This is a genomic window from Nitrosopumilaceae archaeon (assembly GCA_035631875.1).
Taxonomy (GTDB): Archaea; Thermoproteota; Nitrososphaeria; order Nitrososphaerales; family Nitrosopumilaceae; genus TA-20.
The window spans coordinates 15254-31655 of record DASQHX010000011.1 but is presented as its reverse complement, the minus strand read 5'-3'; the positions used below and the strand labels follow the sequence as shown (position 1 = coordinate 31655).

Annotated in this window: 19 protein-coding genes; 10 read left to right on the top strand and 9 right to left on the bottom strand. The window is 34.3% G+C overall.

Annotated elements, in window-relative coordinates; genetic code table 11:
• Positions 1-12: 12 nt before the first annotated feature.
• Complete coding sequence (gene folP / locus VEU72_07050) at positions 13-882, bottom strand: dihydropteroate synthase (protein HYL66897.1); 870 nt, start codon at positions 880-882, stop codon at positions 13-15.
• Positions 883-919: 37 nt separating this feature from the next.
• Between folP and VEU72_07045 the strand changes: the two genes are divergently transcribed.
• The 5 genes from VEU72_07045 to VEU72_07025 all read left to right on the top strand — a co-directional run bounded on the left by VEU72_07045 (position 920) and on the right by VEU72_07025 (position 4476).
• Entirely contained in the window at positions 920-1654 is a 735-nt protein-coding gene (locus VEU72_07045) for a 6-hydroxymethylpterin diphosphokinase MptE-like protein (GenBank protein ID HYL66896.1), read from the top strand.
• 49 nt (positions 1655-1703) lie between these two features.
• Positions 1704-2264, top strand: coding sequence for a hypothetical protein (locus tag VEU72_07040; protein HYL66895.1), 561 nt, complete (start codon positions 1704-1706; stop codon positions 2262-2264).
• Between the two features lie 4 nt (positions 2265-2268).
• Positions 2269-3792 (top strand): glutamine-hydrolyzing GMP synthase, encoded by a 1524-nt coding sequence (guaA, locus tag VEU72_07035; protein HYL66894.1) that lies wholly within the window; start codon positions 2269-2271, stop codon positions 3790-3792.
• Positions 3793-3905: 113 nt separating this feature from the next.
• A complete protein-coding gene (locus tag VEU72_07030) occupies positions 3906-4226 on the top strand; it encodes a hypothetical protein (protein ID HYL66893.1) in 321 nt (106 codons plus the stop codon).
• Between the two features lie 100 nt (positions 4227-4326).
• Positions 4327-4476, top strand: a complete 150-nt coding sequence (locus VEU72_07025) for a hypothetical protein (GenBank protein ID HYL66892.1) — start codon at positions 4327-4329, stop codon at positions 4474-4476.
• Here VEU72_07025 and VEU72_07020 read toward each other — a convergent pair.
• From VEU72_07020 to VEU72_07010, 3 genes are all read right to left on the bottom strand, one after another.
• Positions 4470-5480 carry a PfkB family carbohydrate kinase gene (locus VEU72_07020; GenBank protein HYL66891.1) on the bottom strand — a complete coding sequence of 337 codons (1011 nt, stop codon included), beginning with the start codon at positions 5478-5480 and terminating at the stop codon, positions 4470-4472. The two genes, VEU72_07025 and VEU72_07020, sit on opposite strands and share 7 nt — an antisense overlap.
• Positions 5481-5489: 9 nt before the next feature.
• On the bottom strand, positions 5490-7115 hold the full coding sequence (thsB, locus tag VEU72_07015; GenBank protein ID HYL66890.1) for a thermosome subunit beta: 1626 nt from the start codon (positions 7113-7115) through the stop codon (positions 5490-5492).
• A 62-nt stretch (positions 7116-7177) separates the two neighbouring features.
• Positions 7178-8908 (bottom strand): adenine deaminase C-terminal domain-containing protein, encoded by a 1731-nt coding sequence (locus tag VEU72_07010; protein HYL66889.1) that lies wholly within the window; start codon positions 8906-8908, stop codon positions 7178-7180.
• Between the two features lie 127 nt (positions 8909-9035).
• Between VEU72_07010 and VEU72_07005 the strand changes: the two genes are divergently transcribed.
• Both VEU72_07005 and VEU72_07000 read left to right on the top strand, forming a co-directional pair.
• Positions 9036-9314 (top strand): 50S ribosomal protein L44e, encoded by a 279-nt coding sequence (locus VEU72_07005; GenBank protein HYL66888.1) that lies wholly within the window; start codon positions 9036-9038, stop codon positions 9312-9314.
• Entirely contained in the window at positions 9314-9511 is a 198-nt protein-coding gene (locus VEU72_07000; protein HYL66887.1) for a 30S ribosomal protein S27e, read from the top strand. The genes VEU72_07005 and VEU72_07000 overlap by 1 nt, the downstream gene beginning before the upstream one ends.
• On the opposite strand, the gene VEU72_06995 is transcribed toward VEU72_07000, so the two are convergent.
• The 5 genes from VEU72_06995 to cobD are packed head-to-tail and all read right to left on the bottom strand — an operon-like array spanning position 9494 to position 13708.
• On the bottom strand, positions 9494-10078 hold the full coding sequence (locus VEU72_06995; protein HYL66886.1) for an NTP transferase domain-containing protein: 585 nt from the start codon (positions 10076-10078) through the stop codon (positions 9494-9496). The genes VEU72_07000 and VEU72_06995 overlap by 18 nt on opposite strands.
• Positions 10075-10800: an adenosylcobinamide-GDP ribazoletransferase gene (gene cobS, locus VEU72_06990; protein ID HYL66885.1), complete on the bottom strand. Its 726-nt coding sequence runs from the start codon at positions 10798-10800 to the stop codon at positions 10075-10077. Before cobS ends, VEU72_06995 begins: the two co-directional genes overlap by 4 nt.
• Positions 10793-11785 (bottom strand): cobalamin biosynthesis protein, encoded by a 993-nt coding sequence (locus VEU72_06985; GenBank protein HYL66884.1) that lies wholly within the window; start codon positions 11783-11785, stop codon positions 10793-10795. The genes cobS and VEU72_06985 overlap by 8 nt, the downstream gene beginning before the upstream one ends.
• Positions 11782-12624, bottom strand: coding sequence for a cobyric acid synthase (locus tag VEU72_06980; protein ID HYL66883.1), 843 nt, complete (start codon positions 12622-12624; stop codon positions 11782-11784). The genes VEU72_06985 and VEU72_06980 overlap by 4 nt, the downstream gene beginning before the upstream one ends.
• 1 nt (position 12625) lies before the next feature.
• Entirely contained in the window at positions 12626-13708 is a 1083-nt protein-coding gene (cobD, locus tag VEU72_06975) for a threonine-phosphate decarboxylase CobD (protein ID HYL66882.1), read from the bottom strand.
• 80 nt (positions 13709-13788) lie between these two features.
• Here cobD and asd point away from each other — a divergent pair, with 80 nt between their 5' ends.
• From asd to VEU72_06960, 3 genes are all read left to right on the top strand, one after another.
• Positions 13789-14865 carry an aspartate-semialdehyde dehydrogenase gene (gene asd, locus VEU72_06970; GenBank protein HYL66881.1) on the top strand — a complete coding sequence of 359 codons (1077 nt, stop codon included), beginning with the start codon at positions 13789-13791 and terminating at the stop codon, positions 14863-14865.
• Between the two features lie 77 nt (positions 14866-14942).
• Complete coding sequence (locus tag VEU72_06965; GenBank protein HYL66880.1) at positions 14943-15401, top strand: Lrp/AsnC family transcriptional regulator; 459 nt, start codon at positions 14943-14945, stop codon at positions 15399-15401.
• Between the two features lie 53 nt (positions 15402-15454).
• The gene (locus tag VEU72_06960) at positions 15455-16381 is read left to right on the top strand and encodes a heme o synthase (protein HYL66879.1); all 927 of its coding nucleotides are present in this window, start codon (positions 15455-15457) and stop codon (positions 16379-16381) included.
• Positions 16382-16402 lie beyond the last annotated feature (21 nt).

Sequence of the window (16402 nt, the reverse complement as noted above, 5' to 3'; positions counted from 1 at the left end):
AATGAATTTGTGTTATAAGCCTTTCCTGAAATGAGAAGATAATTTTTGTGCAATTTGAATCGCCTCTCTAGTTGCCCTCACGTTATGTGTTCGTATAATATCTGCACCATTAAGAACTGCTATTACTTCGGCAGCAATAGAACCATAGAGTCGTTCATTAGGATTTTTTATTTTTAACAAGCTTCCAATAAAAGATTTACGTGAAACGGAAACAAGCATTGGATTTTTCTGTTTGATTAATTTCAAATTATTTAAAATCAATAGATCTCTTTTTAGCCAATCTGAATTTATTTTTGTGAAAAAATTGTTCTTTCCTGATTTTCTGAAAAATCCAATTGCAGGGTCAACAACAATTTTGTTAGATGAAATATTTACAGATTTTGCAATTATAATACTTTCACGTATAAGATTTCTTGTTTGTCTGAGTTGATTTCCTCTTATCACATTTTTACTATAAGCACATAAAATAAGAGAAGGTTCAAATTTTTCTACAATTTTTCTCATATCTTTGTCGTATTTGAGCCCAGAAATATCATTAACAATGTCTACACCAAGTTCTAGTGCAGATTTTGCAACTTGAGCTCTGCAAGTATCAACCGAAATTGGGATGTTAGAAACTTTTTGAATTGTTTTAACTGCTCTAGTTATTCTTGCAATTTCTATTTTTTCAGAAATTAAAGTATTCAGATATGGTGCAGTAGACATACCTCCAACATCCACAAAATTTGCTCCTTCATCTTCCATCTTTTTTATCATTTGAGATAGCTTTTTTGAATCAGTTGTTACAGATTCCTTAAAAAATGATTCTGGACTGGAGTTAATTATTCCCATTATTCGTACTGGATTAAATCCTCCCACAGAAACTGGTCCTAATCTATTCACATGGTTTATGATTTACCCCTCATACATTTAGATTTACATGAGACTAAAAGGATGGGAGAAAAAATATACTGAAATTTTGAGAGAGTTCCAGTATAGTAGAAGAAAAGATACGCAATCTGCTAGAGTTTTAAATTCAATTTTGAGAACCAAATTTCCTTTAAGAAAATTAGAAAAAATGATAAAAAATCAAACTATTTTTGTCATTGGAGCTGGTTCTTCTCTTACTCAATCAATACCTTTATTGAAAAAATATAAAAACATAACAAAGATAGTTGCTGATGGTGCAACAAAAGCACTGATTGAAAATAGGATCAAATTTGATATTGTAGTTACGGATCTTGACGGCGATCAAAAATTTTTAAAAAAAGCAAGTAATGAAAATGCAATTATGATAGTACATGCCCATGGAGATAACATAGATAAATTATACATGGCATCAGACTTCAAATATTGTCTAGGAACTACGGAAGGAAAACCATTTGGAAATATACATAATTTTGGCGGATTTACGGATGGGGACAGATGTGTGTTTTTAGCTAAACACTTTGGTGCAAAGAAAATTATTTTATTTGGAATGGATTTTGGAGCCAAGATAGGAAAGTATTCCAAGAATAAAGTTATCAACAGAACTACAAAGATTAGAAAACTCAGACGTGGTAAGAAGCTTTTGGAATGGCTTGCTTTACAGAGTCATTCAGAATTATACACTACATCAAAGCAAATCAAGGGTTTTAGCAAGATAAGATATGCCGATCTTGGAAAAATGCTCTAAAGATATAATACATTTTAATATTTATTATCCATGAACTATTAAAAAAAACATGGATTACTCTGAAGAACAGATTCGTGACATTTTAGAGTTAAAAGAATGGATTTTTGCGGAGATCGAACAACGTCAAAAAGACATAGAGAAATTAGAAAAAAATCTTGCTATTTTAGATTCGGTTATAAAACAATCTAGCTTCAACAAGGCATCTTCTTTGATATCTAAGAGTGAACAAAAAAGTGTCACATTACCAGACAAAGTTACCTTGATACCAATCAAAAGAAGTGCAGATAATAAGATTATTGCAAACGCACATGTCACACCAGATGAGGTTGTAATCATTCCATCGGAAGATGTTATACTAGATACAGAAACTCATCCATTCAAGTCATTTTTCCTAGGTAGAATAATTGGCGGAATGGAAAACAAAGACAATTTGGAGGTACAAAATGGAAAGATATCAGAAGATGCAGTAATTAATTGCATAATAAATAAAGATGGAAATAAAATCAGAGAAATTTTGATCAAAAATTATCGTGAAAGAGAAAGAGTGAATGAAATCATAAACACAGCATCATGGTCATTTTCCCGTATGATTGAGAATTCAGAAAAGTGAAGTTATGGACAAGATAGTTGTTCTAGATTTTGGATCACAGTATAGTCATCTAATTTGTAGAAGAATTAGAGAGTTTTCTGTATATGCAGAACTCGTACCTTTTGACATATCACTTGAAGAGCTAAAAAAATTAAATCCAAAAGGAATCATATTCTCTGGAGGCCCTGCCAGTGTTTATAATAATGACTCGCCAAAACCAAAAACAGGCATATTTGATATTGGTCTTCCTGTTTTAGGAATATGTTATGGCCATCAATTGATAGTTAATAATTTTGGAGGTAAGGTTAAGCGTGCAAATAAGGAATATGGTTCCTCTTCTCTTACTGTAGATAATGATTCTGATTTGCTATCTGGCATGGGCAAATCAATAAGAGCATGGATGAGTCATGGAGATGCCGCAGAAAAAATTCCAGATGGTTTTGACATAATAGGTCATACTGAAAGTTCTCATGCAGCTGCTATTGCAAATAAACAAAAGCTAATTTATGGAATACAGTTTCATCCAGAAGTAGTTCACACCGAGAAAGGAACAGAAATTCTTAGAAATTTTGTAATAAATATATGTAGAGCAAAACAAGATTGGACAATTGAAAACTTTATTGAAACAACTGTAGCTGAAATTTCAAAGATAGATGGTAATGTCCTTTGTGGTATAAGTGGCGGAGTGGATTCTACAGTAGCAGCACTTTTGATTCAAAAATCAATAGGAAACAGACTCAAATGCGTATTTGTGGATAATGGTCTTTTAAGATTAAATGAGGAACAAGAAGTGGAAAACATGTTCAAAAATAATTTTGCAGTAAATTTTACACACATAAATGCAAAAGAAAGGTTTCTTAAAAGATTAAAAGGAATAACAGATCCTGAACAAAAAAGAAAAATTGTCGGAGAAGAATTTGTTCAGATATTTACAGAGTTTGCTGAAAAAAATGGTCCCTTCAAATGGTTGGCTCAGGGAACACTCTATCCAGATGTAATTGAGAGTGGTGTATCAAAAGGACCTGCTTCAGTGATAAAAACACACCACAATGTTGGCGGTTTGCCTTCATGGCTTAACATGCAAGTATTAGAGCCATTACGTTTTCTCTATAAAGACGAGGTAAGAAAGGTTGCAAAGGCTCTTGGAGTACCTGATAAATTGTTAAATCGTCACCCATTTCCAGGACCTGGTCTTGCAGTTAGAATAATTGGTGAAGTAACGGAAAAGAAACTGCAAATTTGTAAGCTTGCAAGCAAGATTGTTGAAGATGAACTTGTCACAGCAAATTTGCATGATAAAGTTTGGCAAGCTTATGCAGCAGTAGGAGATGATAAAGCAGTAGGAGTGGTAGGAGATGAACGAAAATATGGTTATATTGTTACTGTCAGAGTAGTGGATTCCATAGATGGAATGACCGCAGATTGGACAAGACTTCCTATTAATATTCTAGAGAAAATAAGCAATAGAATCACTAATGAGATTGAGGATGCTGCCTGGGTAAGCTATGTAATTTCAAGCAAACCACCGGCAACTATTGAACCTCAGTAAAAATAGTCTGCCCCCTTTCACACACAAAGATATGCTGTTGTCGTAAAGATTAAGGTTCGGTAAAGATCAACAAATTATTGATGTCAAGGGAAAATAAATCAAAGAAGGTAAATATGAAATGGCAGATTATAGGACTATTAGCACCAACCGTTATAACACAATTAGTAGCGTTTTATCTGATTAAAAAATTAGGTAGAGGATTACTACTTATATTGACGTGGTCTGTGGCATCCGTTCTAGATTTTTATTTGCCCCACGAATTTATCGGATCTGTCATAATTTTAACTTCTTACGCTGGATTGGTATATTTAGGCATAAGATGGTCTATTGATTGGAATAAAAGAATAGATTCTACTCAACCTTCATCTAGTGGAGCTAAATTATCGAGTGGTTCCGATACATCATCAGGCAGTGGCACAACACTAATCTCATGAAATCATTATTCTTACACGGTTATGGTCTATCAATCAAAGTAAAAACACTAGACTAGTATTCTCACAAGGAATAGATCCGTTTTCTAACACGAAAGAAGTTTTGCAACTACCAGCTAGTGCTTGTCTGTTCGACAAGATAGTGATTCAAGGCAAGGGATATGTATCTACCGAATCTCTTGAGCGTCTTGCAGAGTCAAACATCAACATGATAATGCTCGATAAACATGGTAAATTATACAGCTATTATTGAACCTCAGCAATCAACGATAATACTTCTTGCATTGTTGGTGGCATCCCATTTGAATTGCCAACATACAACGATGCTGTGGCATTTGCAAAAAGTAATCTTTCTTTTGGTTCAAGTTTAGCAAGATAACCCAAAATATTTGCGGCGTCCCACACATCTCCTGCACCAGTAACAAACTTTACTACAGTAGGAAAGGATTTTGCAAATGCTGTCTCTTTACCGTTTGACCAAAAAGCTCCAAAAGTAGTATGTAAATCAATTGGTATTGATGTTTTTTCTGAAAGTTCAGAAACGAGTCTTTTAGTTTCATTTTCTTTAGTTATATTTCCTAGTCCAAATTGTTTTAAAAGCAGATTGCATTCGTTTTCATTTAGAGATAAAGAATGAAGATTTGGTGCAAGTTCAGATATTGCCATTTTGAATTCACCTTGTCTTGTTTGTATATCCGCTGGATCCAAAAAATGTAAAGATTTTAGTGATTTTTCAAATACAAATTTTGAAAGTTCTGTACCTTTCTTATTGCTTGCCCAATTTGTTATTATTATTGCGTCTGCATTTTTCACTGCATTTTGTTCATTTGAACCAAGTTTTTCAGGTCCAAAATTTTCATTGTCTCCTAAATCAGACAACATTACATTTACAACGCTTCCATTGTTGTTAAATTCAAATGAGGTAGTCATGCCTGGTTTTCCGTCAATAATATACAAAGATGATTTTGGAAACTCTGAAAATGCATCGTGAAGAATTTGTGAGCTTGTCTTATTTGCGACAGTAATCAATGAAACTGGAGCATCAAGTCTTGCAAGTGCAAATGCAACATTTGTTGCATTACCCCCCTTCAAATCAACCTGAGGAATATCCCTTATACTTCCCCCAAGAGTTTTTTTTTGTAAAACAAGATCAAATAATTTTGCAGCGTCATCTATCTTTATTATTCTGTCTAGAAAAAAATCATTTAAAACAACAATTGAGCCAACAAAGTTAAGATTTTGCAGCTTCTCTAACATGAGAGGATTTTAGCCCATTGGAGGACCATGTCCGCCGCCACCTTTGCCACCAGAAGAGGCTATTACATCATCAATTCTTAAAATCATACAGGCTGCTTCAGTAGCAGATTTTATTATCTGCTCTTTTACTGCTACTGGCTCTATGATATCAAGTGCAAACATATCTGCTATGCGAGTATTTCTTGCATCTATTCCAGTCCACTTTCTTCCCTGCGACTGTTTTGCTCTAAGTGTGATCATTGTGTTTATTGGATCCATACCGGCATTTTCTGCAATTGTAAGAGGAATTATTTCAAGAGCTTCTGCATATTTTTTAATAGCGAGTTGTTCTCTTCCCTCAAATCGATCAGCCCAGTCCTTAAGACTTGAAGCAAGAAATTCTTCAGGGGCGCCTCCACCTGCGACAATTGCTGGTTTTTCTATTACATCTTTAACTACCATCAAGGCATCATGCATTGATCTATCTACTTCATCTACTACTCTTTGCGAGCCACCTCTTAGAAGAAGTGTTATTGCACGTGGGTTTTTGCATCCCTCAATGAACACCCATTTGTCAGTTTCAACCTTTCTTTGTTCTACATGTTCTGCAGAGCCAAGATCTTTTGATGTGATATCATCAAGGTTTGTGATAATTCTTCCACCTGTTGCTTTTACAAGTTTTGTCATATCACTTTCTTTTACTCGTCTAACAGCAAGAATACCTTGTTTTGCAAGATAATGCTGTGCTATATCATCAATACCTTTTTGACATATCAGTACGTTTGCTCCGATCTCACGTATTTTGTCTACCATTGTTTTGAGCATTCTGTTTTCTTCTTCAAGAAACATCTGCATTTGTGTTGGATCGGTAATTCGAATTTCTGCGCTCATTTCTGTTTTTTCAATTTCAAGTGCAGAATTTACTAGTGCAATTTTTGCTTTTTCAATTTTAGTTGGCATGCCACTGTGTACCACTTCTTTATCCAAAACAATTCCTTTGATAAGTGAGGTATTTCTTATTGATCCGCCAGCTTTCTTTTCCACTTTAATATTATCCAAATCTACCTTATAGGATTCGCCCTGTTTATCTACTACCTGCAAAATAGAATCTACCACAAGTTTTGAGAGCATATCACTATCATCTGAGATTAATTTTGAATTCATGCTTGTTTTTGCTATTTTGAGAAGAGTTTCCTTTTCACGTGGATCTACAGCCTTTGCAAGTTCTGAAAGAAGTAAAAGTGCTTTTTCTGCTGCAGCTTGATAGCCTTCTATTATTACAGTGGCATGAACATCTTTATCCAAAAGTTCCTCGGCCTTTGATAAGAGAGCACCGCCAAATACAACTGAGGAGGTTGTTCCATCTCCAACTTCATTATCTACTGCTTTTGCAATTTCTACCATCATTTTTGCAGCTGGGTGTTGAACATCGATTTCTTTGAGAATTGTAGCACCATCATTTGTTATTGTGACATCACCTAGGGAATCTACAAGCATCTTATCCATTCCTCGTGGACCAAGGCTTGTACGTACAAGTTCTGCTACCAATTTTGCTGCAGCTATGTTATTTTTTTGTGCATCCCTGCCTTTTTGTTGAAGTGCACTTTCTTTTAACACTAAAACAGGACCTTGTGGAGTTTGTTGAATTGAAGCCAAAATTATTCCCTTATTGTCGATAATTAATTGCCCCTTTTAATACCTTATTGAATTAGGTTCTGTTACGTCTTAGGGTGATTCAAAATGTCAATGTATGTTCTATTTTTAATATCTACAATTCCGCTGTACAGAATTCTTACTTCTGGTAAGGCAAGAAATGGCAAAAAAAGTGGGATCAGATGAGGATTTTTGAACTTGCATCCAGCATCAATAATTTTTGCATTAAGATTTGAAAATTCTAAAAGTGCATTTTCAAATGGTAGTTTAGATATCAGACCAGCAACAGGAAGAGAGAAAATTGCCAATATTTTTTGATTTTTTACTGCTATTATCCCCCCCTGTATGTCAGATAATTTGTTTGCCGCAAAAGCCATGTCTTTTTCATTAGAACCAATTACAATCATGTCATTTTCATGAAAGCTTTGTGTGGAAGCAAAAGCCCCAATATCTGCACCAAAGTTTTTCAAGAAACCTACAGTGAATTTACCAGTTCCATGTGTTCTATCAATTGCTGCAACTTTCCATACATCCCTGTCAAAAGATGATGTGATATTTCCATCCCTTGTTTGGAGTTCCTCATAATCCATTTTTGTTATTATTTCTGTGTCTAGTTTTATTACCATGGACCTCACGGATTTTGCTAAACTTTTTATGACAAAGTCTTTTTCTATGAACTTTCGTCTAGTCTTTACAGTTCTTGTAATCCATTTTGGGATTTTAGTTGCATTAAACTTTATAACAATCTCTCCGTGAGATACCACAAGTTTGCCACCAACAAAGACCTTTTTTGGTTTAAGTTTATCAAGGTCATCAAAAACCAGAATATCTGCCATTTTACCTGGCGCAATACCACCGTAGTCTCGTCCCATATTATAATAGTCAAAACAGTTTTTGGATGCAATAGAAATTGCGTCAATTTTATCCATTCCAAGTGCAATTGATTTTCTTACACAGTGATCAATGAGACCAAATTCTAACAGATCTTTTGGATTTACTCCATCTGAACAAAACATCAGTCTATCAAGATATGTTTCATGTGACAAGACACTAGGGATGATTTTGTCCAAATCTCTTCTTATGGAACCTTCCCTCATCATTATCCACATGCCAAGTCTCAATCTCTCTACAACTTGATCATAATCAATGGGTTCATGGCAAGAAAGAATCCCTGATGAAATATACGCATTTAATTTTTTATCACTTGCTCCAGCGGTGTGACCATTTATGATATAGTCATTTTCTATCATGGTCTTCAGAGTTTGCATGGTTTTTGGATCTTTCATTGTTACTTTTGTCCAGGAAAAAACTTCTCCAAGGCCAAGTACATTTTTTAAATTTAATGCTGATTTTTCTTCACTCAAACTCAAAGTCTTGGCATGGCTAAATTTTCTGTCAACTGGCAGACCTCCTGGAATTACATGAAAAAGTCGGATCGGCAAGTTTTCACAAATTTTAATAAACTCCTTGAATCCTTTGTAGCCACATACACTTACCATATCTATTGGATCTGAAAATAATGATGTGGTACCACACAAGAGAGCCTTTTTTGCGAATTCCGATGGTAAAACAAACTGATCTATGTGTATGTGCGGATCTGCAAATCCCGGTGTGACAAATCTTTCCTCTAAATCAATTACTGCTGTATTTTCTCCAATTGTATGAGAAGCATTAGCTCCAACGTAAGCAATCCTATCTTTTAGAATGGATATATTGCTACCAGATATTATTTCTCTAGAATAAACATTAACAAGTTTACAATTCTTCAAAACCACATCTGCTTTTTTTTCTCCCATTGCCACTGAATTTAATGAGGAAATCATGGCAGCACGTGAGCTAGATTGCACAGATGAAATGTGTACTTTTGTTACTATTATAGATTCAAAGCGATGTTTAAATTACGGTCAAGAGCGGTTTTATTTTATGAACGTACCAAAGGAGATCAGAAGATACTGTCCAAAATGTAAAAAACATACTTTACAAAAAATCTCCATATACAAGGCTGGAAAAAGAAGAGGTTCAGCTATAGGTGAAAGAAGGCACGCAGAAGATAAGAAAGGTTATGGTGGTCAAAAATTCCCAAAACTTGCTAAACCAGCAAAGACAACTAAAAAATTTACACCGATTCTCACGTGCCCAGAATGTAAAAAGAAATTTAATAAGCCAGGTATCAGATTAAGAAAGTTCGAGTTGGTAGCATAATGAAAAAAGGACAAATTTTAATTCCAAAACCAAGTAGCAAGTTTCAGAGAGTTCAATGTAAGGAATGCAGTGAAGAGAGTGTTGTATATTCACATGTAGCAACTAATGTTACTTGCAAATCTTGTGGAAACCTGCTTGCAGAATCAACCGGTTCCATTGCAAAGATAAACGGCAAGATATTAGGTAGTGCCGAGTAAATCGTAATCTTGTTTTGTATTTAGATTTAATGCAATTCTTTTGTCATCAAGTATTACATATGACTCTTCAACATGTTTCATTCCAGATAAACCACTTGGATTCACTATTGAAATACCAGAATAGGAATATTCTTTTTTATTATAATGAACATGATATTCTGTTTTGATATGTAGTGAATCAAGAAAATTTTTGCTCAAAAGAACTGTAGTCCATGTATTTTTAATATCTACAAGTTGTACAATTTCTCTGATTATTTTTGCATCTAAAAGAGGCATGTCTCCTGAAATTACAAATACAGGCTCGTCAAAAGTATGTAAAATCTGATTGAGGTCATTAACATAACCATTTCCATCCGTTTGAATGACGGAGATTCCTAGACTTGCAAGAAATTCTCTGGTTTTTGGAGTATGATAGCTTGTGGCTCCAATTATCTTTGAAAAACAACCAGACTCTTGAAGTGCACTTGTGACATGTTGTATGATGGGATTTTTGTATTTGAGTAGAAGTTTTTCTTCTGGTAAATTCATTCTTGCGCCCTTACCACCACACATTACTAGTCCAATCATAAAGATACAAAAATTAAAAGTGATGAGAGTCTTACAAGTTCATTTGTTGCACCAAATACATCACCAGAAATGCCTCCAAAACTACGGTTTGCCACAGCCAGAAGTAAAAATGATAATCCTATACCTACAATTATTATAATCACACCAGTCATTCCGCCAATTAGAACAATAGGAATAATGGTTAATGCGGCAGCCACACCAAGCTTCCTTTTATCTTTCATAGATTGTGTAAATGGTGAACTTAGACCTTGCCATGCTGACGATCCTCTATTTGCTTGCAATACCATGACAAATTTAGCAAGAAGTTCACTTAACAAAATTGCTTGAAATATTGCAAATCCTTTCATCATAGAAAGTGCCATTATCATGCCCCCTGCATATAGAACAACTGTTATCACTCCAGAAGATCCAACTGCTGGATCGCGCATAGCTTTTAGTTTTTTTTCTTTTGTTCCCTTTGCCATCATTCCATCTGCAAAATCACAAAGTGCATCTGTGTGATGTATTCCAGTTATAATCACTAATGAGGCTGTAAGTAACAATCCTACAATCAAGGGGTGTAAAAATAAAGATAGACCATAACCAGCTCCACCAATGATTAATCCAATTAATGCACCTACTATTGGAAAAAGATACATATTTTTTGCAACAACTTCAAGTTCCATATTTTTAGAAGGAATAATTGTCAAAAATGAAATGACCGAACTTATTCCCTTAAACATGCACCCACCATCCAAGATATGATAATACCATAATCATAGGTACTGTAAATATAGCACAGAAGAGAATTGTAGTTAATTTCATTATAGATATTGCAGATTTAAAATGATCCTCGGTAAATTCTAAATTTCCATCTCCCAAGACATAATGATCTATTTTTTCAAACTTAACAGAGAGCGCACCTGCCAAAGTTGCCATCGGATATCCTGCGTTAGGGCTTTCGGTTTTTTTACCATCACGCCTCATTATTTCAAGAGAATGTCTCCAGTTTTCTCTTAGAATCATGGCTGCAAATATCATTACAAGACTTGTTATTCTGGAGGGTAGAAAGTTAAGTATCTTATCACAGTTTGCACCAAACCAACCTAGATCTCTAAACAAGCTAGTCTTGTAACCAATCATGGAGTCAATGGTGTTTATGGTTCTATAGACAAATGCACCTGGCAAACCAAATATTGCAAAGTAGAAAAGCGGTCCAATAATTCCATCCACAGTGTTTTCACTAATGCTTTCTAAAGTTCCAGAAATAATGTGTTGTCTATCTAGATTCTTTGTATCTCGCTTCACTATCATGGAAAGTTTTGCTCTTGCATCATCAATATCATTATGTGAAAGCGCTTGCATGATTAGTGTTGCATGTTTTTCCATTCCTTTAATGGCAATTGTAGTTTTAAGTAAATAACCAGTAACCATGATAGAAAAAATAAAAATAACAACTCCAAGTATGAAATTAAAATTAGATTGGTTTAGGTAATATAGTATAACATTTAGAAAATAAAGTATTGATGCAATTAGAGATGTGACTAAAATTGTGAGAATCAAGCCTCCAATCTTCTCACTAGTTGGATTATTATTTTTAACAAATGGTACGAGTTTCCCAATCAGTGTTCCCACCCAAACAGTAGGATGAAATTTATTTTTTGGGTCACCAAATGCAAAGTCTATTGATAATGCAAATAGTATAGCTAAAACAGGTATTAGGATCATTTAATCAAAGCACCTATAGATTTCATGTCTAGATTAGATTTTACGATATGACTTAAATTCTCTATTTCTTCATCTAAACATTGCACAAATTTTTTGTTCCAGATTATCTGTTTTGGATTTGCAGAAAGAGAATCTTCATCAGGAATATCAAATTCCATTAAAGGAATTGTTCCTAGGACTGGCTTGCCAGTCTTTTGCCTCAATTTGTAGAAGCTAGGGCTGAGTATATCCATATCACCTCTAAATTTGTTAATAACAAAACCTTTGATGAATTTTTGATATTTTTTTTCTAATAATTCTAGTGTACCTACAATGCTAGCAAAACTACCGCCTTTATCAATATCAGAGATAAGAATCACTGGAGCTTTGGAATGTTCTGCCATTCTCATATTTGCTATATCGTATTTTACCAAGTTGAATTCCGCTGGTGAACCTGCACCTTCAATTATTATTAGATCATGGTTTTTTTGTAACCAATCAAGTGATTCTGTAGCAGTTTTTAATCCCTTTTGAAGTACAAATTTTTTGTAATATTCTTTTGCGTGCATCTTTTTGTAAAACTTGCCTTTTACAAAAACTTCACTATTATAATTTCCAAGCGGCTTGAGAAGAATTGGATTCATATTTGGATTTATTTCTGTTCTTGCTGCAATCGCTTGTATGGCCTGTGCCCTAGAAATCTCAAATTCATTTCCCTTGTATGAATAAGAAGACATGTTTTGAGATTTGAAAGGTGCTACTTTGTATCCTGAATTTGAAAATATTCTGCACAATGCAGTGACCAATGTAGTCTTTCCAGCACCAGAAGAAGTTCCTTGTATCATTAATGTTTTGGTCATTTCAAATTTTTCCCAAAGCTCTGACTAGTTTTACATTTTCTTTATGAGTACGAACGGCTACTCGTATGAATTTGTTATCAAGACCACGAAAATTATTGCAATCCCTAACCAGAATCTTTTCTTCTATTAGTTTTTCTCGAATTTTCTTTGAATTCATTCTTGATTTGATTAGGATGAAATTGGTTGATGAGTCATAACAAATAAAACCATTAATCTTTGAAATAGAGTGTTTCAGAAACTTGAGTTCATTTTTTATCAATTTCCTTGTTTTTTTAAGGTGAGATATGTTTGATAGTGCTTCGCTTGCAGCCATCTGTGCAAGACCATTTACGTTCCAAGGTATTTTTATTCTCTGAAGCACATCGATAATCTTCTTATTTCCTAATCCATAACCAATCCTTAACCCTGCAAGGCCAAATGATTTGGTCAAAGATCTAAGAATGAAAAGGTTATCGAATTCTTTCAGATGGTGTACAAGTGATTCGTTTGAATCTGGAACAAGTTCAATGAAACACTCGTCTAAAAATACAAATGCAGATTTATTGTAAGCAGACTCTATGATTTTCAAAAGATTATTTTTAGATATCAATACGCCAGTAGGGTTATTTGGATTACATGCAAAGATGCAATTTGTTTTTGTTACCAAATCCTGAAATTCTGAAATATTTTTATTAAGATTCATTGTTTTAAAAAAAGTTATTCTAGAACCACTTAATCTAGAAGCTGCTTCGTATTCACCAAATGTTGGAATAGGTATTAAGACATTATTACTTTTATGAAGAAAAACTTGACAGAAATTATAAATTATTTCAGTTGCACCATTTCCAACAATTATCTGGTTTTTTTGAATACCGGTATATTTTTGTAAATCATCTCGTAGCTTTGATGAATTAGGATCGGGGTAAACAGAAAAAAGTGATCTATTTTTGTTGATAATTTTTGTTATTGAAGATGGAAAGCCAAGCGGATTTACATTTGAACTAAAGTCTATGAATCTAGAGTCATACTGCAGTCCATTTGAGTAAAATCCTCCATGTTGTATTACATGGTGGTTAGAAACATTTTTTTCTAGCGCAAATTTCACACCATGAAATAACATAAAGGGATTTAGTGTGTTTTGGTTTAGTGCTAAAGGAATATTAATTGTATGAAGGAAGATTTGTTATGAAACGTGTAGCAATCATAGGCGTTACTGGTGCAGTAGGACAAGAGTTTGTAATAGCATTAAACAAACATCCTTGGTTCGAAGTAAAACAAATAGCTGCCTCTGAACGTTCTGCGAACAAAAAGTTTGTGGATGCAATAAGGGATACAAATAGTGGCATCCTAAGATGGCATATCAAAGAAGAGATTCCGGAATACGTCAAGAATATGGTTGTTGAATCCGTAGATGATATAAAACCAGAGAATTTGGACCTAATATTTACCTCTATAGAAAGCGAAGCCGCACGTGAAATTGAAAGTAGATTTGCAAAAGATATACCCGTGATCAGCACCTCTGCTGCCTATAGATATGAAGCAGATGTACCCATTCTTATTCCTGGAATAAATGATGATCATGTAGGATTATTGGAAGTACAAAAAAAGAATCGCGGTTGGAAAGGTTTTATCGCACCCCTTCCAAATTGCACTACTACTGGGCTTGCAATAACTATGAGACCGTTATTCGATAGTTTTGGTGCCCAAAAAATAATCATGACTTCCATGCAATCAATGTCTGGGGCAGGTAGATCACCAGGTGTTTCTGCTTTAGACATTACAGATAACATAATTCCTTACATACCAAAAGAAGAAGATAAGGTAAGAATAGAAACAGGAAAAATTCTCGGTAAATTTTTAGATGGAAAAATAACTCCTGCAAACTTTAAAGTTAGTTGTACATGCACTAGAGTCCCTGTAATAGATGGTCATACTGAAACAGTCTTTGTTGAAACTTCAAAACATGTAGATCCTGACACCGTTAAAAAAGCAATGCAAGACTTTTCAAGTAAAGTTAGCGTAGCTGGACTTCCATCTGCACCAAAAAATTATCTTGTAGTAAATGATGATCCTACTAGACCTCAACCAAGATTAGATAGAGAAGTAGATGGAGGCATGTCTACTGTTGTAGGAAGATTACGTGAGGATACAGTTTTTGAAAATGGTATAAAGTACGTATTATTTTCCCATAACGAAAAAATGGGTTCTGCAAAAGGCGCAGTGCTTTTAGCTGAGATGCTTTACAAAAAGGGTCTCATATAAAATGATGAAAAATTTTTAGAAAAATTGTAATAATACCTTTATTAAGATCCATTTATTCAGAATAATTGGTATTTTAAATGGCAAAAGTAGATGATTTAGATATGACAATTCTATCTGAACTTGCTGCGGATGCAAATATTTCAGTACCGCGCATATCAAAAAAGATCAACGTCAACTCATCTGTAGTGTATAGCAGAATTAAGAGATTAATAAAAAGAAAACTTATCGAGAGATTCACAATAGTTGTAAATGATAGAGAGCTTGGATACACGGTAAAGGCTTTGACTGGAATAAACATGGATTCTAAGCTTCGCGACCACGTGATTGAGGAATTATTCAAAGTGCCTGAAGTAAGAGAGATTTCCGAGGTTACTGGTAGGTTTGATATTTTGGTTACCATGTATGCAAAGAATTTGGATGAGATGCATAGATTGATTTCAGAAAAATTAGGTAGGATTCAAGGTGTACAACGTTCTGAGAGTTTTATCGAGATGAAAAGAACAACCAAGCCTATGCCCTATAAACCAGTAAAGTAGGAATTTATTCAACCTATAAATAACTAAAAAAGATCAAAAAAAGAGGAGAAATAGTGTTAACCACAAAGGCAAGCTCAAGAATCAAGGTATATTATGAATTAACTAAACCAAAAATTTGGTATCTTTTAGTTTTTACTGCATTTGGTGCAGCTGTTACTGCATCAAATATTTATCATATTGAAATTTCTCTTGCTACATGGGCATTGATGTTGGGCGGTGTTGCTGCAGGATCAGCTGCAGCTAATACATTAACCAACTATCATGATAGAGATATTGATGCAATTATGGAAAGAACAAAAAATAGACCAATTCCAAGTAGAAGGATTTTTCCTCCTGAAAAGGCAAGAAATTTTGGATTAATTCTTGCAGTAATTTCTCTTGCATGTTCATTTTCGATTTCTATCACTAGCTCTTTTTGGAATGGCATATGGGCTGGAATTTTTATGGCGTTTGGGTTAGCAGACAACATTATAGTTTACAGTCATTTACTAAAACGAAAAAGTCGAACTAACATAGTTTTAGGCGGATTTTCCGGAGGGGCACCAGCAATGATTGGATATGTGGCAGTAACTACTCATGGTTTGTGGGATCTTGGATTAGTAATGGCTGGACTAGTATTTGTCTGGATTCCTATGCACATATGGGCACTTACATTGCATTTCAAAGAGGATTACAACAAAGTAAATGTGCCAATGCTTACTGCAGTACAATCAGAAAAGACGTCTGTGAGAGTAATAGCGGGAACAACACTCATGATGGTTCTCTTTAGTATCATTCCATTCTTTCTTACAAATAATGGAGAGAAAATAGTAAATGATGTTTATTTGTATACAGCAATAATTTCAGGTGCAATAATGTTAATTCTCAGTATATGGGTTTTAACTAAACCATCAGAAAAGACATCTTGGACACTATTCAAATTTTCTAGTCCCTATCTTGCAATCTTGTTTATTGCATTAATGATTGGCTCTATCCATTAACTAGTCAAAACTAGGCAGCTT